The sequence below is a fragment of the Veillonella sp. DNF00869 genome (assembly GCF_001553345.1).
In the GTDB taxonomy this organism is placed as follows: Bacteria; Bacillota; Negativicutes; order Veillonellales; family Veillonellaceae; genus F0422.
On the sequence record NZ_KQ960758.1, the window covers coordinates 26,693 to 48,112 of the forward strand.

Annotated in this window: 24 protein-coding genes, 3 tRNA genes and 1 riboswitch; all 27 genes read right to left on the reverse strand. The window is 40.9% G+C overall.

Annotated elements, in window-relative coordinates; all coding sequences use genetic code 11:
- Nucleotides 1–84: 84 nt before the first annotated feature.
- Nucleotides 85–161 (reverse strand) — tRNA-Arg (locus HMPREF3032_RS01500).
- 106 nt (nucleotides 162–267) lie between these two features.
- Nucleotides 268–341 (reverse strand) — tRNA-Gly (locus tag HMPREF3032_RS01505).
- An 11-nt stretch (nucleotides 342–352) separates the two neighbouring features.
- A tRNA-Pro gene (locus tag HMPREF3032_RS01510) sits at nucleotides 353–429 on the reverse strand.
- A 276-nt stretch (nucleotides 430–705) separates the two neighbouring features.
- The gene (locus HMPREF3032_RS01515) at nucleotides 706–2,790 is read right to left on the reverse strand and encodes a DUF4261 domain-containing protein (RefSeq protein ID WP_062401303.1); all 2,085 of its coding nucleotides are present in this window, start codon (nucleotides 2,788–2,790) and stop codon (nucleotides 706–708) included.
- 78 nt (nucleotides 2,791–2,868) lie between these two features.
- Nucleotides 2,869–3,093: a DUF4911 domain-containing protein gene (locus tag HMPREF3032_RS01520; RefSeq protein WP_062401305.1), complete on the reverse strand. Its 225-nt coding sequence runs from the start codon at nucleotides 3,091–3,093 to the stop codon at nucleotides 2,869–2,871.
- 27 nt (nucleotides 3,094–3,120) lie between these two features.
- Nucleotides 3,121–4,353 carry a peptidase U32 family protein gene (locus tag HMPREF3032_RS01525; RefSeq protein WP_062401307.1) on the reverse strand — a complete coding sequence of 411 codons (1,233 nt, stop codon included), beginning with the start codon at nucleotides 4,351–4,353 and terminating at the stop codon, nucleotides 3,121–3,123.
- Nucleotides 4,354–4,356: 3 nt separating this feature from the next.
- A complete protein-coding gene (locus tag HMPREF3032_RS01530) occupies nucleotides 4,357–4,953 on the reverse strand; it encodes an O-methyltransferase (protein WP_062401309.1) in 597 nt (198 codons plus the stop codon).
- On the reverse strand, nucleotides 4,943–5,950 hold the full coding sequence (mltG, locus tag HMPREF3032_RS01535; RefSeq protein ID WP_009352937.1) for an endolytic transglycosylase MltG: 1,008 nt from the start codon (nucleotides 5,948–5,950) through the stop codon (nucleotides 4,943–4,945). The genes HMPREF3032_RS01530 and mltG overlap by 11 nt, the downstream gene beginning before the upstream one ends.
- 233 nt (nucleotides 5,951–6,183) lie before the next feature.
- Nucleotides 6,184–6,456, reverse strand: a complete 273-nt coding sequence (locus HMPREF3032_RS01540; protein WP_009352989.1) for a DUF1292 domain-containing protein — start codon at nucleotides 6,454–6,456, stop codon at nucleotides 6,184–6,186.
- A 10-nt stretch (nucleotides 6,457–6,466) separates the two neighbouring features.
- A complete protein-coding gene (gene ruvX, locus HMPREF3032_RS01545) occupies nucleotides 6,467–6,877 on the reverse strand; it encodes a Holliday junction resolvase RuvX (protein ID WP_009352972.1) in 411 nt (136 codons plus the stop codon).
- Nucleotides 6,877–7,137 carry an IreB family regulatory phosphoprotein gene (locus tag HMPREF3032_RS01550; RefSeq protein WP_009352873.1) on the reverse strand — a complete coding sequence of 87 codons (261 nt, stop codon included), beginning with the start codon at nucleotides 7,135–7,137 and terminating at the stop codon, nucleotides 6,877–6,879. The genes ruvX and HMPREF3032_RS01550 overlap by 1 nt, the downstream gene beginning before the upstream one ends.
- 53 nt (nucleotides 7,138–7,190) lie before the next feature.
- On the reverse strand, nucleotides 7,191–9,800 hold the full coding sequence (gene alaS, locus HMPREF3032_RS01555; RefSeq protein WP_062401311.1) for an alanine--tRNA ligase: 2,610 nt from the start codon (nucleotides 9,798–9,800) through the stop codon (nucleotides 7,191–7,193).
- Nucleotides 9,801–9,927: 127 nt separating this feature from the next.
- Nucleotides 9,928–10,731 (reverse strand): metal ABC transporter permease, encoded by an 804-nt coding sequence (locus tag HMPREF3032_RS01560; protein ID WP_062401313.1) that lies wholly within the window; start codon nucleotides 10,729–10,731, stop codon nucleotides 9,928–9,930.
- A gap of 1 nt (nucleotide 10,732) precedes the next feature.
- On the reverse strand, nucleotides 10,733–11,443 hold the full coding sequence (locus HMPREF3032_RS01565; protein WP_009352919.1) for a metal ABC transporter ATP-binding protein: 711 nt from the start codon (nucleotides 11,441–11,443) through the stop codon (nucleotides 10,733–10,735).
- Between the two features lie 75 nt (nucleotides 11,444–11,518).
- Complete coding sequence (locus HMPREF3032_RS01570) at nucleotides 11,519–12,367, reverse strand: C40 family peptidase (protein WP_062401315.1); 849 nt, start codon at nucleotides 12,365–12,367, stop codon at nucleotides 11,519–11,521.
- A 22-nt stretch (nucleotides 12,368–12,389) separates the two neighbouring features.
- On the reverse strand, nucleotides 12,390–13,328 hold the full coding sequence (locus HMPREF3032_RS01575) for a glycosyltransferase family 2 protein (RefSeq protein ID WP_062401317.1): 939 nt from the start codon (nucleotides 13,326–13,328) through the stop codon (nucleotides 12,390–12,392).
- 31 nt (nucleotides 13,329–13,359) lie between these two features.
- Nucleotides 13,360–14,187: a thiamine phosphate synthase gene (locus tag HMPREF3032_RS01580; RefSeq protein ID WP_062401318.1), complete on the reverse strand. Its 828-nt coding sequence runs from the start codon at nucleotides 14,185–14,187 to the stop codon at nucleotides 13,360–13,362.
- Complete coding sequence (gene thiH, locus HMPREF3032_RS01585) at nucleotides 14,174–15,370, reverse strand: 2-iminoacetate synthase ThiH (RefSeq protein WP_038144363.1); 1,197 nt, start codon at nucleotides 15,368–15,370, stop codon at nucleotides 14,174–14,176. Before thiH ends, HMPREF3032_RS01580 begins: the two co-directional genes overlap by 14 nt.
- A 16-nt stretch (nucleotides 15,371–15,386) precedes the next feature.
- Nucleotides 15,387–16,178 carry a thiazole synthase gene (locus HMPREF3032_RS01590; RefSeq protein ID WP_369813338.1) on the reverse strand — a complete coding sequence of 264 codons (792 nt, stop codon included), beginning with the start codon at nucleotides 16,176–16,178 and terminating at the stop codon, nucleotides 15,387–15,389.
- Between the two features lie 10 nt (nucleotides 16,179–16,188).
- Nucleotides 16,189–16,764: a sulfur carrier protein ThiS adenylyltransferase ThiF gene (gene thiF / locus HMPREF3032_RS01595; RefSeq protein WP_062401320.1), complete on the reverse strand. Its 576-nt coding sequence runs from the start codon at nucleotides 16,762–16,764 to the stop codon at nucleotides 16,189–16,191.
- Complete coding sequence (gene thiS, locus HMPREF3032_RS01600; protein ID WP_009352953.1) at nucleotides 16,765–16,956, reverse strand: sulfur carrier protein ThiS; 192 nt, start codon at nucleotides 16,954–16,956, stop codon at nucleotides 16,765–16,767.
- 272 nt (nucleotides 16,957–17,228) lie between these two features.
- A riboswitch (TPP riboswitch) is annotated at nucleotides 17,229–17,328 on the reverse strand.
- A 50-nt stretch (nucleotides 17,329–17,378) separates the two neighbouring features.
- Complete coding sequence (locus HMPREF3032_RS01605) at nucleotides 17,379–18,035, reverse strand: coenzyme F420-0:L-glutamate ligase (protein WP_009352865.1); 657 nt, start codon at nucleotides 18,033–18,035, stop codon at nucleotides 17,379–17,381.
- Nucleotides 18,036–18,045: 10 nt separating this feature from the next.
- On the reverse strand, nucleotides 18,046–18,585 hold the full coding sequence (locus tag HMPREF3032_RS01610; protein ID WP_009352952.1) for a hypothetical protein: 540 nt from the start codon (nucleotides 18,583–18,585) through the stop codon (nucleotides 18,046–18,048).
- 8 nt (nucleotides 18,586–18,593) lie between these two features.
- A complete protein-coding gene (murI, locus tag HMPREF3032_RS01615; RefSeq protein WP_062401321.1) occupies nucleotides 18,594–19,412 on the reverse strand; it encodes a glutamate racemase in 819 nt (272 codons plus the stop codon).
- A gap of 3 nt (nucleotides 19,413–19,415) precedes the next feature.
- On the reverse strand, nucleotides 19,416–19,826 hold the full coding sequence (locus tag HMPREF3032_RS01620; RefSeq protein ID WP_062401323.1) for an acyl-CoA thioesterase: 411 nt from the start codon (nucleotides 19,824–19,826) through the stop codon (nucleotides 19,416–19,418).
- A gap of 52 nt (nucleotides 19,827–19,878) precedes the next feature.
- Complete coding sequence (locus HMPREF3032_RS01625; protein WP_009352977.1) at nucleotides 19,879–20,223, reverse strand: YkvA family protein; 345 nt, start codon at nucleotides 20,221–20,223, stop codon at nucleotides 19,879–19,881.
- A gap of 17 nt (nucleotides 20,224–20,240) precedes the next feature.
- Entirely contained in the window at nucleotides 20,241–21,416 is a 1,176-nt protein-coding gene (locus HMPREF3032_RS01630) for a hypothetical protein (protein WP_062401325.1), read from the reverse strand.
- Between the last annotated feature and the right edge of the window lie 4 nt (nucleotides 21,417–21,420).

Here is a 21,420-nt window from a genome sequence, read left to right on the forward strand (position 1 = left end):
TTCTTCACCACCAAAACTACTAAAAAAACTACTGAATTTTACAAAAAAGCGGATAGCTCAATCTGAACTATCCGCCTATTTACTTGGTGATCCAGGAGGGATTCGAACCCCCGACCCACGGCTTAGAAGGCCGTTGCTCTATCCAACTGAGCTACTGAACCATATGTAATTACAATCACATCCAATTTACCCATACATAATAAAATAACCCATCACATAGACATTGTCTCTGTATGGGAGCGTATTGAATACAATCACATGTATAAGTGGAGCGGGTGAAGGGAATCGAACCCTCGCAACCAGCTTGGAAGGCTGGGGCTCTACCATTGAGCTACACCCGCACATAAGAAAATGGTCGGAGCAGCAGGATTCGAACCTGCGACCCCCTGGTCCCAAGCCAGGTGCGCTACCAAACTGCGCTATGCCCCGATATCTTCTATCCATAGTAGTGATTCATCTTAACTGTCCTTGGGAAACACTGTTTCACTACCGTTTGCTACTTGCTGTAACAACAAATATATAATATCATATCCATTACATCTATGCAAGTATTTTTTTATAATTTATTTAACTTTTTTCTAACCGTACATGGCAAGTGGAAGTGGAAATGGAACACGGTACTCCCTACTCATAGCACCAATGATTCCATATATAACTAAAAGAAACGGGTGCGCTAGTATTCCAACGCACCCTTTCATCTTGTATTTATTCTTCACTTTCAGTAAAGAAAACTTGTATGCTTTGTTTTCCATCTGCATGGACCGGCTCATTGATATGAACCGTTAATTGTTCTTCCTCTGTTCTACCAACGGAATCTCCATCTTCTACCTGCTTACCAGATGTCAAGATATAATCCGCTACACTTAGGATATAGTTCCAAGCTTTCTCTGGATCCCATGGACAATGAAGGAACTCCACATTTAATTGGTTGAACAGTTCCATCCCACTCGTAGATAAGGAGATGGTGCCATCCTCTTCAAAATCCATATCTACCCATATCATATTCGCCATAGGCAACATATCATCTCGTAAGTTTTCCGTTTCTTCATGGAATTTATCAGCTTCATATAGCACGCCATTCGTGTACACTGCACTAGCTCCCTCTTGCTCTGTAGCCACTGCAAGTAGCTTGGCTAGCAACATGCCTTCTTCCAAAGGATTACCCGGACCTTCCACAATGCTAATCGCCACATGGTAAGTATGTCGTGTTCCTATCTCTACAGCAGATTCCCAAAGGTAATTTCTCATGCCACCTTGTTCTACCGCCTGTAGTGGCATAGGAAAGGAGAACGGGGCAACTACCACTTTATAGCCATCAATCACTAAGAAATGAGCTTCTTCCATGTCATCTTCTTCTACTGAATCCACATCCACTGTCGCAATAGCAGCTCGAACTTTCATCCCTTCCGGACTGGTAATCGAATCAATATCCCATCTTGCAAGCAGGTCCTTCTTAAATCGATTCACATCAAATACTGTATCTTCCAGCAAGACCATCCCCATAAAACCACGTTTACCTATCATAGGTCCCATATCGCCTATACTGTCTAAGATCCTTTCAGATAAATTCCGCATAGCTTCAAACAAGAGTTGGTTTTCCGCACTTTGTACATCCATGGTATCTACATCCAAACTCATAGTTTTTTCCATGATAGATTGAATCAGATAATCTCCAGATCCATGAGAAGCTTCTTTCATTAGCATTAACAATACATTACTAAAAGATGGCCCTAGCAATGTCAACGTTTTCGTTTCACCGTTAAAGTATAATACTTGTCCTACTGTACCAGATTTGGTTGGATTAAAGTCAAGGTATAACCTAGATGCACTTTCCCCTTCACCAGTCGCCGCAAATAAGCATAGATCCCAGCTAGCAGGGGTAGCACGCACTTGTGATGGTCTATCCACAGAACCCTGAATATCCTGTTTTCTTGTACTAAGTCCCTCCCGATCAAATGTTAACATTTGACGAGCCGACAACAAATAAAATTGTTTATTATCATGGATAAATAATGGAAATGTTACATGTAAAGAAGTATATTTTTTTTGGTATGTTCCATTTTCCACATTCAGCAAGAAACTAAGCCCTTCTGGTGTCTTAGGATATCGTTTTAATAGGTGCATCCATTCTTGCGGTGATATCCCTTTCCATTCACCTTGAATGACGTTCCATACATCGGGAACTAACCCACGATATACGCGAGATATATCTGACATATACCGTTCATGAATGGTCAGCCCTGAATCGATGACATCAATGGTAGCACCTACCCCTAAGTCACTCCTACGAAGATAGGTATTGATGACTTCCACCGCTAACTCTTTATCTGCTACATAATACACAAATCTTGCCATTCCTTTAGGAATATCGATACATGTTGTACTTACAATACTATTTTCTTCCAATGCCGCTGTAATTTTAGCATCCAATCGTTTGAATTTTTTTGTATCCCCTAAAGAAGCATCCAGCATCACATGTACATGATGCAAATTGCCTAATTCTGCAATGACCTTTCCATTTTGATACAACTTCGCACCATAAGGAATCCCTAATTCATCCAAGGAGATAAGCATTTCCTCTACTAACTCAGAACCTTCATCCATAGAAAACCGAACTACACAATGGTCAATTTCACCATTCTCTTTATACACCGATTCCCCCTCATGAACCTCTCCTACATCCGCCAACTTATGTTCTATCAATATTTCTAAAGAACCTCGACAAGATTCATCAAATTGAGCTGGAATATATAGTTCATATTGCATCCGTTTCTTATTGTCTGCTGTCATATCTCTTAGATCTCCACTTTCAATCACCAATACTTACTACCAGTACAACTCATGTGGTGTCGCTCTGTTACAATTCACTCACTCCAAGAGAGTCACAGAAATCGGTAGAGATTGTAAAATTTCTTTTGCCAATTCACGTGTTGATTCTGTAGTACGAACCATACACAATCCCTCCGCATTCACCGTTGTCATGACCCCTACGTATTCATAGCCTTCTAAAATCCGATTCACATAATTTGTATATGTCCGTTCAATTTGAAAGTACACATACTCTGGATCATACACAATCTCTTGTTCTTGCATCTTGGCCCTCCCCTATGTCGTAAGGAATTATTTTTGTTTCGTTTCACGACGCATCATGGAGTATTCCTCCAATGGCGTATCAATGTACAAACGCAATTTCATTTGTGCATGTTTTGCCACATCAATGTCATTGCCATCTTCATCGGTGATACGTGTAATCACATGTTTCACCAATGGTCCATGAGGTTGGCAAAACTCTACTTCTTCCCCTACTTTAAAGTTGTTACGTTGTTCCATGTAGGCATAGCCTTCTTCTGCATTGTACCCTTCTACTAATCCAATGAAATCATGGGTTTGCGTATTGGAAGATTTACCATAGTTTTGCGCTTCTTCCCCTGGTTTTTCCATGGCAAAAGCCTCTGTGTATGGACGGTGAGAAATTTTTTCTAATTCTGCATACCATTCATCACGTACATACCAGTCATCTCCTTCTTCTAGGAATTTATCGATGGCTTCACGGTATACTTTGGATACAGTAGCTGCATAGTGTACAGACTTCATGCGACCTTCAATTTTTAAACTATCTACACCCGCTTTATAGAGCTCAGGAATATATTTTAATAGACATAAATCTTTAGAGTTAAAGATATATGTACCATGTTCATCTTCTTCAATTGGATAGTATTCGCCAGGGCGGTTTTCTTCTACTAAATTATATTTCCAACGGCATGCTTGCGTGCAAGCCCCACGATTTGCATCACGATTTGTCATGTAATTACTCAACAAACAACGACCAGAGTAGGAAATACACATAGCTCCATGTACGAAGGCTTCAATTTCTACATCTGCTTTCTCACGCATGGTTTTGATATCTTCAATGCTGACTTCACGAGCTACTACTACACGAGCAGCCCCTTGTTCTTTCCAGAACTCTGTAGTCAAATAGTTCGTGGTATTTGCTTGTGTACTCACATGCAATTCTAAGCCTGGAGCCACACGCTTTGCCAACAAGAAAATACCCAAGTCCGCTACGATAATTGCATCAACCTTGATACTTTCCAAAAATTGTAAATACTCTTCTAAGCCAGTTAAGTCTTCATTATGCGGAATAATGTTACAAGTGACATAGATTTTTTTACCATGGCTGTGTACAAATTCTACAGCCTCTTTCAATTGATCATTGTCAAAGTTAGAGCTAGCTGCGCGTAAGCCAAAGGCACGACCTGCACAATATACAGCATCCGCACCGTAGCGAATGGCCATTTTCAATTTATCCATATTACCAGCTGGCGCTAGTAATTCCATATGTCGTTTCTTCATAATCTATCCTTTCCATATACTGACACTCATGCCATCTCCCATAGGGTAAATGGTGGTGTTGTAGTGTTCTTTTTGTTCTACATAATTTAAGTAATCTTGCAAGCGTTTCACAATGGTTTTAAAGCGGCGTGGTGGTTCTTTGTCTCCCCGCACATATCCACGGAACAGTACATTATCTGCTAGCACTACGGCATTTTCGGCTAGTTTCGGTTCAATCAGCTCCAGTTGCTTTAAGTACTGCCCTTTCGGACCATCTAAAAATACCAAGTCAAATGGACCTTCCACTGTATCTAGTAACTCAGTGGCATCGCCTTTCAGCAATGTGATTTTCTCTGCATAGTCTGATTGTGAAATGAAATGGGTCGCCATACCATGACGCACATCATCTAATTCTATGGTGATGAGCTGACCTTCTTTATCCATATGTTTTGCCAATAACAAGGAAGAATACCCGATAGCAGTGCCCACTTCTAAGACACGTTTTGGCTTATATAAACTGATTAAGTCTTCAAAGAGTTCTACTTCTGACTCTCGTAAAATTGGCACATCATGCAAAAGCGCATAAATACGTTGTTCATTTAAAATATCTTTAATTTTCATAAATTTGATCCACTATTTTCAAATGTTCATCATAGGTTTTCGTAAAATGATGATGTCCTTCTTTGTCAGCTACAAAGAATAAATACTCCGTTGGTGGCGCATACAAAACTGCCTCCATGGATTTGATGCCTGGGTTTGCAATAGGTCCTGGTGGCAACCCTTTATGAAGGTATGTATTGTACGGACTTTCCAATTTTGTATCCTCAATACTAATCAAGGGCTTAGGATACCCTAAAATATATTGAATACTAGCACATGATTCTAAGGGCATGCCAGTTTTTAAGCGTTGACGAAAAACTGCGGCAATGATCGGTCTATCTTCATCAAACTTCGCTTCTTTTTCCACCAAGGATGCTAAGGTAATAAATTCAAATATAGTCATTCCTTGCGCTTCAATATCTTGGCGCATTTTTGGTGTTAATTGGCGATTCATTTCGTCCGCCATGATGGCCATCACATCTTCTGCTTTGCTACCTACAGGAATTTCATAGGTGCTAGGGAATAGAAATCCTTCCACCCGATAGGTAACAGGCTTCGTTCCCACCATATACTCATAAGGTGTATAGGTCTTTCCTTTTTCCATGAATGCATACTGCGTATCGATGCCTTGTTCTTCAATGCGTTTGCCAATTTCACCAATGGTAAATCCTTCTGGAATGGTCAATTTCACCGTTTGTAATCTACCTTGTTGGAGCAAGCCAATAATCTCACTTAAACTAGAATGGTGTGGAATCTGATAATATCCATGTTGTAACTTATCCATGGTTCCCGTTAAGCGTAGAGCACCACGGAACACAGCAGGTGACGTGATCAGTCCTCTTTCATAGAGTACATCCCCAATCTGTGCACCAGTTTGATTTTCACTGATAACAACTGTTTCTACATCTTCCTTTGAACCACCAGTCCAAGGAATATAATATATACCTGCTAAGATTCCAAGCAAAATTACGATTAGAATTGCTACACATCTATAGATATAGTTTGCATATTGTTTCATAGCACACTCCTTTTTCAACGAATACTATATTATACCATTTTAGCAGTATATATAGCAATTTTTCTATATAGTATAGGTCAATCTATCATCGATACACTCACCTAGACCATATATCGTAACGCCTTTAGGTACAATACTTTTTCACCTAGCATGTATGTAATCCATCTTCTCTTATACAGAAAAGGCTGTAACCATACTGTCTTTCGACAGTCTGTTACAGCCTTGACTAACGATTAGTCCATTTCTTCGTATAATTTAATGACTGCATCGAATTCTTCATCAGTAGGAGCTACGTAAACTTGTTCTCCTTCTTCTTCATCAATGCGCGCAATAATCACTTCTGGTTCATCATGTTCAGTGTCTTCTTCTGGAGGAAGAGATACTAAAATCGCAAATGCTTTTCCATCATGTTGAATTAGCATTTCTTCTTCATAATACATTTCTTCTCCATTTTCGTCTTCAATGACAATCACAGATACTTCACCTTCATAACCTTGTTCGATCATGGTAACCTCCTTATGAACGACTATCTAAATAGCCTTGTAAAATGACAACTGCTGCCATTTTATCAATGACTTCTTTCCGTTTTTTACGACTTACATCAGCGGCAATTAAAGATTTTTCTGCCATCACTGTAGATAGACGTTCATCCCAAAATACAACTGGCGTGGAGATGACTTCTTGCATCTTTTCCACAAAGGCTTCCGTTTTTTCAGCCCGGTCTCCTTTGGTGCCATTCATATTTTTGGGCATGCCTACCACAATAGTGTCTACCTCGTATTCACGGATTAACTCCGCAATGCGCTGAAAGTCTTTTTCATGAGATGTGCGACGAATAGTTTCGATGCCTTGCGCTGTAATATACAGCGCATCACTGCATGCTACGCCTATGGTCCGACTTCCCACATCTAGTGCCATAATTCGCATTATAATTGTTTCGCTTTCACATATTCTTTCACAAGTTCTTCAATAAGCTCATCTCGTTCGATGCTACGAATATCACTACGAGCATTATTATAACTTGTAATATACGTTGGATCTCCAGAAATGAGATATCCTGTGATTTGACTAATTGGGTTATACCCTTTTTCCGCCAAGGCTTGGAACACATGTTGGAATACTTCTTCTGGTGTTAACGGTGTTGTTTGTACCGGTTTAATCACCATTGTTTTATCTGAAAGATTCATATAATCCCTCCTTATCATGAGTTTTCTAGTGAAAATCTCATCTATGAGTAAACTTATCCAACCATGGATTGGATTGCCTCTTTACCTGCTGTTAAGGCTTGGTCCATCGCTGCTGGATCTTTACCACCAGCTTGTGCCATATCTGGACGGCCACCGCCATTACCACCAGCCGCTTGAGCTGCTACTTTTACGATGTTACCGCAGTGGATACCTTTGCCAACTACGTCTTTTGTAGCCATGCAAACGAAATTCACTTTATCGCCACCAACTGCACCTAATAATACTACGCCAGAGCCAATTTTATCACGAACCATATCCGCCATGTCACGCAATTCGCCCATATCAGATACTGGTACGGAGGCTACTACTGCTGTTACATCGCCTACTGTAAATTGACCAGCTAAGACACCATCAAGGTTACCGCTGTTCAATTCTTTTTTCACTTGATCTAGCTCACGTTCTACAGCTTTTGCATGGTCTAATACTTGTTGTACTTTACCTACTACTTCTTGTGGTTTTCCTTTCACAAGAGAAGCTACTGCTTTTAACGTTTGTTCTTCTTGTTGTGCTAACACAAGTGCTGCTTTACCTGTCACCGCTTCGATACGGCGCACCCCAGAACCAATACCACCTTCGGAAGTGATACGGAATTGACCGATGAAACCAGTATTTTCTACGTGAGAACCGCCACACAATTCGATGGAGAATTCTGGCACAGATACAACTCGTACTTCGGAACCATATTTTTCACCGAACAACGCCATAGCGCCTTTTGCTTTCGCCGCATCAATGGACATAGTTTCTACTTCCAATGTAGAAGCACGAAGAATTTGTTCGTTTACCATGTTCGTAATGATTTGTAATTCTTCCACTGTTACTGGAGAGAAATGTGTAAAGTCAAAACGCAAGTAATCAGGCGTTACTAAGGAACCCGCTTGGTTCACATGCGTGCCCAATACGGAACGCAATGCAGCATGCAATAAATGCGTTGCTGTATGGTTACGAGCCATATGTTGACGACGTTCTACATCTACTTCAAAAGTGACTTCATCATTCACAGAAATGCTACCTTCTACCACGGTACCTACATGGTAGGTAGTGCCTTCTGGTAATTTTTTCGCTGTATGCACTTCTACTTTGCCCAATGGACCTACTATGAAACCAGTGTCACCTAATTGTCCGCCTCCTTCTGCGTGGAATGGAGTCGTTTTTACGATGATCGTCACATCCTGTCCATCTTCAGCACGTTCAATGGCTTTTGCCCCTTCACCGATTAACAATACTGTGGATGCTGTGGCACTTTCATCGTCAGAAATATGTTCGCCAGATAAATGGGTAATATCTGGAGTAGCTACTTTTGCGTCTACGTCTTCACGAGCTTCACGAGCACGAGTACGTTGTTCATTCATAGCACTTTCAAAACCAGCTTGGTCGATAGTGAAACCAGCTTCAGAAGCGATTTCTTCTGTCAATTCCCAAGGGAATCCGTAAGTATCATACAATTTGAATACGTCTTGACCTGGTACTGTCGTAGCACCCTCAGCTTTCAATGTATCCAATAATTGGCTCAACATGTCTAGGCCAGATGCCAATGTTTGGTTAAAACGTTCTTCTTCGTTCGCCACCACTCGTTTTACGAAGTCTTGTTTCTCCACGATATTCGTGATAGCTCCGCCCAAGATATCTACAACGATATCTACTAATGGTACCAAAAATGGTCCTTGAATACCTAATAGACGCCCATGACGAACAGCACGGCGCAATATACGGCGAAGCACATAGCCACGGCCTTCATTAGATGGTAATACACCATCTGCAATCAATGCCACAATAGCACGAATATGGTCGGCAATAACTTTCAAAGAAACATCTGTATTCGCATCTGTATGATACGTAACACCTGCTTTTTTCGCTGTAGCCTCAATGATTGGGAAAATCAAATCTGTTTCAAAGTTGCTTTCTTTATTTTGTAGTACAGATGCCAAACGCTCTAAACCAGCGCCAGTATCAATATTTTTCTTAGCCAATGGCTCGTAAGTACCTTCTGCAGTGCGGTTGAATTGCGTGAACACAAGGTTCCAAATTTCAAGAAAACGGTCACAATCACAACCTGGTGCACAGTTTGGATCATCGCAGCCACGCTCTGGTCCTAAGTCGAAGAAAATCTCGCTATCTGGACCACATGGACCTTCGCCAATTTCCCAGAAATTATCTTCCAAACGGCTGATATGGTCTTCTGGTAAGCCAATTTCATTATGCCAAGTGTCATAGGCTTCTTGATCATCCGGATATACAGTAACATACAATTTTTCTTTATCTAATTTGATGACTTCTGTTAAGAATTCCCATGCCCAATGGATGGCTTCTTTTTTGAAATAATCGCCAAAAGAGAAGTTACCCAACATTTCAAAGAATGTATGGTGACGCGCTGTACGTCCTACGTTTTCAATATCACCTGTACGAATTGACTTTTGGCTCGTCGTAATACGTGTACAAGGTGGCACTAATTTACCCGTAAAAAATGGTTTCAACGGCGCCATACCAGCCCCGATCAATAACAAAGATGGGTCGTTATCTGGAACAAGAGAATAACTCTCTTGCTTTAAATGTCCTTTACTTTCAAAAAAATTCAAATACGCTTGGCGTAATTCATTTCCTGTCATGGTTTCCCTCCTAAAATTGTCTATTGCCTTTATTATACCACAGATTTTGATGAAAGTATGCATTTAGGTGAGGTCATTGACTTATATAGGATGATGATACTTTCCATACTAATTTTATATTTTAGAGCTACCTACACTTCACCAAATTCACTAAGAATGTCACCACATAGAGTCCAATAGCTGTCAGCACAATGGTCCCCCCTGGTGCAAAGTCCAACCAAAAGGCGCTGCACAGTCCGCCGATGACGGATATTACGGAATAGACGGTAGCAACACCCCAGGTTTCTTTGAAGCCCCGTTTCCATAAATGAGCAGATGCAACAGGAACTATCATCAACGCACTGATCAATAGAATCCCTACTACGGTCATCCCCATCACAACTACAAGGGCTGTTAAGATGGCAAAAATCATATTCACACGATTCACATTGATACCTACAGTGCGAGCAATTTCCTCGTCAAAGGAGGTAAGCATTAAGGAGTGATATACAAATTTCATGATAATACCCACTACGACAGCTACCGCACCGATACCATAAATATCCGTCATGGTTACCGTCAAGATACTACCAAATAAAAAGTTCAATAGTCCAGTGCTAGGCATTTTTACCATTGTAGAAAATACGATAGCCAGCGCTAAGCCTGCATAAAAGAATAATGCCATTATCATATCTGCATATTGTTTTTGGTAGCGACGCACGAGTTCTATACCCATAGCGGAAAGTACGGTCAATATAACAGCACCTAATGGAGGGTATACTTTCAGTAAGGATGCCCCCGTCACACCAGCAAAGGCAATATGTCCTAATCCATCGCCGAGCATGGATTGCCGTTTAATGACAATGAACATACCAATTAGGGGGCACATGAGAGCCACGATGAGGCCCGCTAAAAAGGCACGTTGCATAAATGTATAGGATAAAATATCCATCTTAACCTCCTAAATGCCATGCCAAACGAGAGCCTTGATGACTTTCCATAAAGCCTTTACAAGGTCCATAGTAACAAGCATGTCCATCCACACATAAAATTGTATCTGCTACTTCCATAGCTTCTGTCACATCATGAGTGACCATAATAACAGTGATGTTTTCTTCTTTTAAAGAGCGCAATACTTCGTATATTTTTTTGCTTGTTTCAAAGTCAATACCACTGGTGGGCTCATCCAGCAAAATATAGTTCGGTTTCCGTGCTAAGGCCTGTGCTAACATGACACGTTGTTGTTGACCACCGCTGAGTTCTCCAATACGGCGTTTCAAGAAATCTTGCATGCCCACCAATTCCAAAGCATCCAAAATGCGGCCTTTTCTATCTTCCTTCGGTACGTGAAATAAAGCGAGTCCCACTACCTCTTCTACGGTAGCTGGAAATTGGGCTGCATTCTTGTTATAAATTTGTGGCACTAAGTGAATGAGTCCTTTCATTTGTGCTTCTTTCGGACTAATGCCGTCTAAACAAAGATGTCCGGCTGTGGGTTCTAATAGTCCTGCTACCATACGAAGCCAGGTGGTTTTACCAGATCCATTTGGTCCCACCACCAGTACAAACTCACCTTTTGGAATGGTGATCGTCATATTATGGATAACTGTCTGAGATCCATAGGAAAATTGTACATCTTGTATGTGAATGCCTGCGTGCGTCATAGTTAACTCCTTTATGTTTCTAGTTATCGCATATATGGCAAAAGCTGTAATGACATCATCATTACAGCTTGTGTGTTATAGTACGCGTTTTGCCCCTACATAGCGTGGTCCCCAGTAGCTATCATCAATATCTGCTACGGCTACACCACTGCTAGATGTGGCACTGATGAATTGTCCATCGCCGATATAAATACCAGAATGGGAAATCCCTGGTTCATAGGTTTCAAAGAACACTAAATCACCCGGTTGTAGATTACTTTTCTCTACTTTTTTACCTACTGTGTACTGTTCGTCAGCTTGGCGTGGCATATCAAAGCCTATCTTTTGGAACACATAGCGAATGTATCCAGAGCAATCAAACCCTGCTGGTGTAGTGCCTCCAAATTTATAAGGTACTCCCGTAAACGTATTGGCATAGGTCAAAACCTCTTTCACATTTCCAGATATAGGTTGATGTCCAATCTCTAAGCCTTTGTATGTTTTGCCTTTCTTTTTGAAAGTCAGCCCTTGTGGGGCAGAGCTTTTGTCTTTTTTATGCTTTAACGTAGATGTGATAGCTGTGGATTCTCTATTTGGATCGATATGGGCTAATAATTTAGCATCTTTTTCAGAAATTTCTTTTTTCTTTGACACTGTATTAGTTGTGGCGGGCAGTGGTTTACCCATCAACTTTTTATAGGTCACTGCTCCCAATATTCCGTCCACTGTTAATCCATTATCTTTTTGGAACAATCTAACAGCCCACTTTGTGTTTGCATCATATTCGCTAGTTTCCCTAGCTTTATAACCAGCAGCGATGAGTTTCTTTTGAATACCAAGAATTTCATTGCCTGTATCACCATATTGGTAAGCTCCTTGTACACTAGTACCTAAAAAGCCTACTAATAGAGCGACTGCCAGGTATTGTTTCTTTTTACTCGTCATAGGACTCCTCTCTTATATACGATTATTTGTCTTGTATGTGACAGTTTATGGCATCTTTCACCCAATATAACGGTCGTTGTTTGACTTCTTCAAAAATTCGTCCCACATATTCTCCGATGATACCAATACCTACCAGTTGTACGCCACCTAGGAAGAAGATAGCCACCCCTAGGGTAGACCAACCACTGATAACATTGTCAGAGAAGAAGTGAACAAACAATATGTGTCCGATCATAATCAGGCTTAATAGTCCGCATAGCAAGCCGATATATAAGGCTAAACGCAAGGGTACTCTAGAAAATGCTGTAATGCCGTCTAAAGCAAAGCGCATCATTTTTTTTACACTAAATTTAGAAGTACCTGCAAAACGTGGGGGTGCTACGAAGTGAAATTCATGTTGTACGAACCCCAAGTCACCTACAATGCCCCGCAAAAATCTACCATGTTCACGGAAGTTTTTCAATGTTTCTAAGGATTTTCGATTCATCAAACGAAAATCGGAACCACCTTCCACGATAGGAACATTGGCTAATTTATTAAGCACTTTGTAATAGTATTTCGAGGTAAAAGCTTTTGCCCAACTAGCATCTTCTGTGGAATCGCGAATGGTACGTACTACATCTGCACCTGCTTCCCAATGTTTGACTAGTTCTGGAATCAATTCTGGTGGATGTTGCATATCTCCATCCATAGTGATTACCGCATCACCTTGGGCGTAATCTAATCCACAGGTCAAGGCTAATTGATGACCGAAGTTTCTTGCCAATAACAGCACTTTTACTTTTGGATCTTGATTACCAATATATCGTAGCATGCCTGCACTATCATCACTGGACCCATCATCGACGAAAATAATTTCATGGTCATAGTCAAGTGTTTGCAATACATCTTTGACTGTAGTATAAAATTTTTGAATATTATCTTCCTCATTAAATACGGGAACAACAATTGACAGTAACATAGCTCCTCCTTATGATCTTTACCTATCTATTTTACAGGATTGAGGCTTGTTTTGCAAACTCCATGAAATCAGACATAATAGCTACACCAGTGAAGGAATGTTGCAAGCATTGTTGGTAACTGTGCTCGTGGATGCCACCCAAAGCAATACCTTGTACTTGTGGGTAATGAGTCTGAATTTGTTTCAACAGCTCCTTTCCCCTCTTAACGCCAATGCCAGGGTGTCCTGTTTTGCATGGTGTGGGAAAGATGGGACTGATTAAGACGTACTCCAAATTAGGGATTCCTAGGGATGCTAACAACTTGATGTCATCTTGGTTGTGGACAGTACTCCACATAGTTATGTCCTGAAAATGTTGTTGCAAGGTAATCCATAGTTCTTCTTGTTCAGATTGCCAATAGCGTATTAGATTAGTGGGTAGATGGATTCGTTTTGCTGTTGCCAAAACGATAGCTAATTGCTCTCGATTCGTAATAACTTTTCCATGGTGCACTACGGTATCCCCGATGGTATCGCAGAGTTGGAGATACTCCTCAAAGGGTAAATCAGTGTCACGGCACAGGGTGTACAGACTACTGTGATTTCTCATCCAGTTGTCTGGTTCAGCACTATCTGCCCTCGCATCAGGCAATCTAGTACTATGAAGATTCGCTTTTACTGTAGATCTATATGCTCTACGTATATTATATGGTAAACTGCTTTCTTCTGTATGATTAATACAATGTTTACCATACTTTTGTAGTCTTTCTATCCCTCTAGACAGTGCTGCACCATATGTTACTAAACTTATGTCATCTTTCAGTAGCTGGCGATTTGTAATCAACACTAAGGTGTCTATAGATGGGCTATTTTTCTTCATAGAGCACATCGATATAATCACTCATCACCACTTGCATGCCTAAGGCTTTTACATCTTCCATCGCTTCCGCTACGGTTCTACTGTCAGCAATTTCAAATTGTGCATCCCCTTCTTCTTGTTTCTTTTCTTCTGAGGAATGTTCACCAATACCTGTGCTGACACCTGCTGAAAGTTTCGTCGCTGCTAATGGTAGGACGCCGTTGCGGAACCTGGCTGTTTCTCTAGTGGAAATCGTAATATTTGCATAAGGTAGGAATAAGCGATATGCCAAGATGACTTGCAATAATTGAGCTTCTCCTACGTCCCCTGCATTGATGGTATCATCATTGACGATAGGCCGCAGGCGTGGGCAGGAAATGCTAATTTCTCCATGCGGATACGCACGTTGTAACATATGGGCATGCAAAGCAGTGGCAAAGGCATCTTTTCGGAAATCATCCAATCCCAATAAGGCTGCTAACCCTACTCCACGCATTCCTCCTCGTAAAGCTCGTTCTTGCGTTTCAAGTCGATAGGGAAATACGCTTTTATTTCCTAACAAATGTAATGTTTTATAGTTTTCCCAATTATAGGTTTCTTGGAATACGGTCACATAATCACAACCGCATTCTCGTAGGTACGCATAATCGTCTACATTGGCAGGGTAAATTTCTACGCCTACTACTTTGAAATATTTTTTTGCTAATTCACAGGCACGCCCAATGTAAGAAATTGGGCTATGGCGTTCACTTTCCCCAGTCAAAATTAAAATATCTTGTAATCCTGTTTTGGCAATATTTTTTAATTCTTCTTCAATTCCTGCTTCATCTAACTTCGCCCGATGGATCTGATTTTTACAGTTGAAGCCACAATACACGCATAGGTTATCGCAATAATTTGAAATATATAACGGTGTAAATAAATATACAGAATTGCCAAAATATCGCGTTCGTACAGCCTTTGCTTTTTCCGCTAGTTCTTCCAAAAATGGTTCTGCTGCAGGAGATAATAAAATTTTTAGTCCTTCTACATCAATGGTATCTTCTTGCAATACACGGCGCACATCATCTGCTGTATATTGATCGTACGTATATTGCTCACGTTCTCGCAATACCGTTTCTAAAATGGGACTTTCAATTTGATCCATGTGGGAGCGATACTTCCAACATGGATCGTCTATATGGTATCTGGTGGTACTAGACATGGCTATTCCTTTCCTATTATCTCAAAAATCCAGTCAACGGAGATGAAGCGCTACCACCGGTTTCAAGAGTAGGCCCTAATTTTGACAAATAGGCCAATCGTCCTGCTTGGATGGCTAAACCAAATGCTTTCGCCATACCTCGAATATGGCCCGCAGAAGCTACGGCTGTATTTGCCATGATCGCAGCTACGCCCATTTCCATAGCTTCTGCTGCTTGGGATGGAGCTCCGATGCCTGCATCTACGATGATAGGCAAGTCAATTTCGTTCACTAAAATTTTGATAAATTCCTTCGTCTGCAATCCCCGATTAGATCCAATTGGCGCCGCCAAAGGCATCACTGCTGCGGCCCCAGCATTCACCAAATCACGAGCCACTTCTAAATCTGGATACATGTATGGCATAACGATGAATCCTTCTTTTGCCAATATCTCTGTAGCTTTAATGGTCTCCCCATTATGTGGCAATAAATATTTTGAATCTTTCATAATTTCTACTTTTACAAAATCTCCACAACCTGTAGCTCTGGATAATCTTGCAATACGCACCGCTTCTTCAGCATCTCTGGCACCGCTTGTATTAGGAATTAAGATGGTATCCTTTGGGATAGCATCTAAAATATTTTCCACTTCTCCACCTACCGCACGACGTAGAGCTAAGGTAATCATTTCTGCGCCCGCTTCTTCTAGGACAGCCTCGATTAAGTCGATAGAAAATTTTCCAGACCCCAAGATAAATCGAGAATGCAATGTATGTCCCCCTAAGGTCCATGTATCTTGTGTTTCCATATCTTTCACTGAAAGTGTCATAGGTTCCTCCTTAATCAATATCTTCTCCATGTAATAGTTGAATCACAGCATTTGCCATATGTCCGGCACAAACCATGACACGAGCGGCAGTAATTTTTCCGATAGAATCGATATCGCTCACTCCATCGCCACATAGATACCAACGATGATGTCTTCGTTCACGGCGGATACCATTACTATCCCCCCAACCTGCCATACCTGAACAGCCTACTAATAATGGCTCTGCTGGATGGGTCAAAATAACTTCTGTCATCCACGCTTTTGTGACAGCCTTGTCCACTGCTTCTACAACCATATCATAGCCATCGATTAATTCAGATAATCTTTCTGGTGTGAGGCATTCATTATGAACGATAACTTCACAGTTTGGATTCATCCGATTGAGATGGCCTTTCATAGCCTCCACTTTTAAAACTCCTACATCATTCACCTCATAATATTGACGGCCTAACTTACTTTCATCCACAACGTCAAAGTCTACGATTTCTAACTGACCAATTCCAGCACGGCACAATGCCACTGCCACATGGGATCCAACACCGCCTACACCGATGAGCAGAACTTTTTTATCTTGTAAAGATACCATTTAGCCACCTCCTACAAAGGTTACTACTTCCATTGTGTCTGCAGGACTCACACGAGTCGATTCCCAGTCTGCTTTAGAAAGAATCTTCCCATTATATTCCACTACGATGCGATCCATTCGAAACGCTAGGGCTGCCAGTACTTCTTGCACTGTTTGCCCCTCATAATGATACGTTGCTCCATTTACTTTCATCATATCCTCCTAACTATAGCGTATGCTATATACCTATTTCAAACTAGTATCATACCAATTATCCGTCATGGCTCCTTCACCACATACTAGTATAAAAAAACAGCACGAAAAACCATACCCGCGGTGGTATGCCCCTTCATGCTGTAGCACTCTATCGTCTCACTATTCTGTTCCCCTTGTACATCCACTTAGATACACCTTCCATGCATACTCATATACGATATACCATCCTATAAAAGCACAAAAAAGGACATCCTGTTGGATGTCCTCAGTATGACGAATCAAACTTATCCTACGTTGGCATTATCCAAATCAGGTTATGGGTCAAAACTTTCGTTTACTCTCAGCCACTAGGCTCCCCAAAGTTCTCTTTCAGTATACGCTGATACGCCTCAATTTGCAAGTCTAAGTATCAACAATTTTTATCGTCTCCGTGCAGACACAGAGGCATAATTTTTAATCACAACGATAGGTGTCATTTGGCTATCATTGCCAAATGGATTATCGATTAAAATTTGTGCAATTTGCTGCGGTTTCAATCCACGACTATGTCCTAAGATAGCCGCTCGTTTTAAATCATTCACGTCCGCTACACAAGCCCCATAGGCACCTGTTGCTTTCATAATAGCATCGGCTACTGCATGTGGTTGTTTTGGTCCATATACAATGCATTTATCAAATGGAGGCATAGTCCCTGTCACATCATCTGTTAAGGATGCAGTCCGTGCCATTTGATAGAACACACCAGATTTTTTAAACACTTTAGCTACGGCTCCACAGAGGAAGGCAAACATCATTTTCCATTCCCCTTCTTTATCCATAGCTGCTTGCATACCATACACAGATGCCATAGAACCATCAGGATGGATAAAGCGATTTAAAAATTTAGCTTGCCAAGATACTTTTAAATCTTCTGGTCGTGTAAACTCCCCTTGCGTGATAGCCACGACGGATTCTGCTACGCACACAATATCTTCTGGTCCAATATAAGGACCTGCAAATTCTACGATAGCCTCTACGATATCATCTTTGTTCGTTAAAATGCGCGTAGGGATTGGTAATAGTTCTAATTCTGCCATGATGTACCTCCTATTTACGCATTGCTACTTCTAACTCTTCTGCAGTTAGAGTAATTCTAGTTTTTGAAATACGGTATGCCTCACGACCTACTACTTGATGGTAGATATCGATAGGCATGTCTGGGAATCCCACTAAGTCTTTACGAATATTACCACTATTAGCCGTCATCACTAGACGCAAACGAATGGTACTGCCTTGTCGTTGTTTATAGACTAACGCTTCCCAATAGCCATCATGACGTTCTGCCTTTGCATCGGTTAACCACGATTGAATTCGCACATTGTCAAATTGTTCTTGTGGTAATAAATGACGAGGGAACATATCCATGATGGTTCCGTATTGTTTACCTCTGTTCACAAATGGAATATCCGTAGATAACACTACTTGATCAAAACTAATGTCTTCTACCACAAATGGAGTGCGACGTTTCACCATGATCACAATGTCTTCATTGCCTTGGCGCCATGCAAATATGCGGTAGGCAATATAAATGATAGCAATGATACAGGCTATCCACACTAGGGTATCTATTAATGTGTAAATATACATAGTTCCTCCTATAGAGTAATGAGCTTAGCTGTTAAGCTAGTATCCTTGAAAATATCTTGTACGATAGACGTTACTCGATCCGCATGGCTAGTAACACAAACTTGTATAGAACCTTTTCTACCTGATGTCTGCTCCAAATCTTCTCCGTACAAAATAGCTCCTACAGCATCAGATGTTTCCCACGCAGGGTCTACAAAGCAAATTTGTTCTTTAGCCAACTCACGCAGTATGGGTTCTACTAAGGGATAGTGGGTACATCCTAAAATGGCCACTTCCACATTTGCCTCTACCAAAGGCTGTACATATTCTTTTGCACAATGTCGTAAAACTGCATCATCTAAATGACCTTCTTCAATACAGGCCGCCAAATCTTTACAGCCTTGTTCTACTACTTTTACATGAGGCTTCAAGGTATGGACTGCATCCATATGTTTATGACTATTAATAGTCGCTACCGTAGCCATAATGCCTAAAGGTCCTTTACGTTTCTGTTTAACCTTAATACGCAGAGCATCATGAATCCCCTGTGCCATCCCCACAATAGGTACATCAAATTGTTTGGATAGTTTGTCCAAGGCTACCACAGAAAATGTATTGCAAGCGATGACTATTAGTTTCACTGGTTGGGCCACTAAAAACTCTGCAATTTTCGTAGCAATGCCTTCAATTTCCTCAATCGGCCTATTGCCTACTGGATTGTTTGCACTATCTCCAACATAAATAAAATCTTCTTCCGGAAATTCTTGTGCTAGCACAGATAATACAGACAATCCACCGATTCCAGAGTCGAATACTCCAATAGGTAATTCCTTCTGTATGGGCGTCATTCCCTACTCCTCCTCTGCTACGGCTTTCATGGGTTTAAAAAATATATCTGGCAAGCGAATAATTTTACCTGTTTCTTTAGCAGTAAACACATTTTGCGTTTCCCCTGTACAGATCAATGCATTATCACTGTCACGGATAATCCGATATGTGAAAGTACATTGAGCCCGCGACAAAGAGGCTACTGTTAATTCCACCCTCAATACATCATCAAAGCGTGCCACTTCCTTATACTCACAGCTCACTTTTGTAATAGGAAAGACGATGCCCTCTTGCATCATGTCCCATAGACTAATACCACAGCGGCGAAAATATTCAATTCTCCCCATTTCAAACCACCGTAAATGATTCGTATGATGGGCAATCTCCATCATATCCGTTTCATAAAATCGGACACGTAAAGATGTAGAAATCATCGTATACTACCTTTCCTATGCAATAAGAGGCTCCAAAGAGCCCCTTTACTGATTAATCAATTGATCCGATAGGCACAAATTTTTGTGCTTTTTCCTTATGGGAAGCCTTAATATAGCGATTCGCTACTTTCATAGCAATTGCTAATACTGCCACATCATCCACCCAGCCAAGACCTGGTACGCTATCTGGGATAAAATCAATAGGCAATATTAAGTATCCTAAAGCGCCTGCAATAACAGCCTTTACAAATGCTGGTGTATCTGTATCACGTAAACAATAATATAACATAACAGCTTTTCGTGCAAACATAATATTGCGACCCATGCGATTCACAGTAGACATAAAGGCATCAGATGTAAAGGTTTTTCCATACTTAAGGATTTGTAAGATATTCATAGTTATAACCTCTCTGATTATTGTTTGAACTTGTCTTTTGCTTGTTCTGCTAAGTCAATGGCTTTTTCTTTTGTTTGTTCTGCCAATTCCACTGCTGTTTCCTTCACAACTTCCGCTTTTTCACGAATGTCTTGCACCGCTTCTTGTGCGTGGTCAATCGCTTTGGCTGTCAATTCAGAAGCTTTTTCTTCTACTTGCTGTAATGTCGGCTCTACCACCTCTTTTACCTGTTGAAGTTTTGGTTCTACCTTTTCTTTCACTTGTTGTAATTTTGGTTCTACCACTTCTTTTACATCTTGCATAACAGCTGTGGCTTTTTCCACCACTGGTTCTACTTTAGTTTGTAAGGAATCATTTAATGTTTGTCGCACCGTATCTGCTTTTTCATAAGCGGCTTTTGTATATACGCTTGCTTTAGATGCTGATGTACTTGCTACGGCACCAGTTAAAGATAATGCTTCAGTTGCTAAAATTTTAAGCAAAGAGCCTACTCCTTTTGCAGCATGACGAGCATTATCTAGTAATTCTTCATTACCACTTTTCTCTAATGTGTCTTTCACCGTAGCTGCCAAGATGGATACGGCTCCTACTGCTAGATCTTTTACAGCACTTACATTAGCCAACAAATCAGCTCCAACAAAAGAACCTGCAAAGCCTTTGGCACTTGCTAAGTAATCATTACCAGACACCTGTACATCATCTAAGAAATCTACAGTTTCATTACCCAACGGCTTATCCCGAAGTGGTGTATTCGCCAATGTGATAACTGTTTCTTTATTATGTTCATAAATATCTACTAAACGTTGACGATATTCTTCATAGTTCGGACATGCTGGCATACCATCTTCAATCCATTTTGCAGCCATTTTACCAACACCATAGGTAATAGCCGCTGCCACTGGAACGCGAAGAATCACTGTTGGTACGACTGTACATACTAACGCTGCTACAGCACTACCACCAAGACCGACTAAAAATCCAGTCACCCCTTCTTTAGCAGGGCATACACCATATACTTGAGCAATGCGTGATACCATGTACACATCATTAGCCAATAAACCTACATAATTAAATTTTGGTAATGCCGCGATACCAGCTGCACGAGCTGCTGCCCAACGGCAAATCATTTCTACTTCTTCTTGTACATTCGTTGCTTGAGGAAGTGTTGCATTATTGTATTCCAACTGCTCCATATTT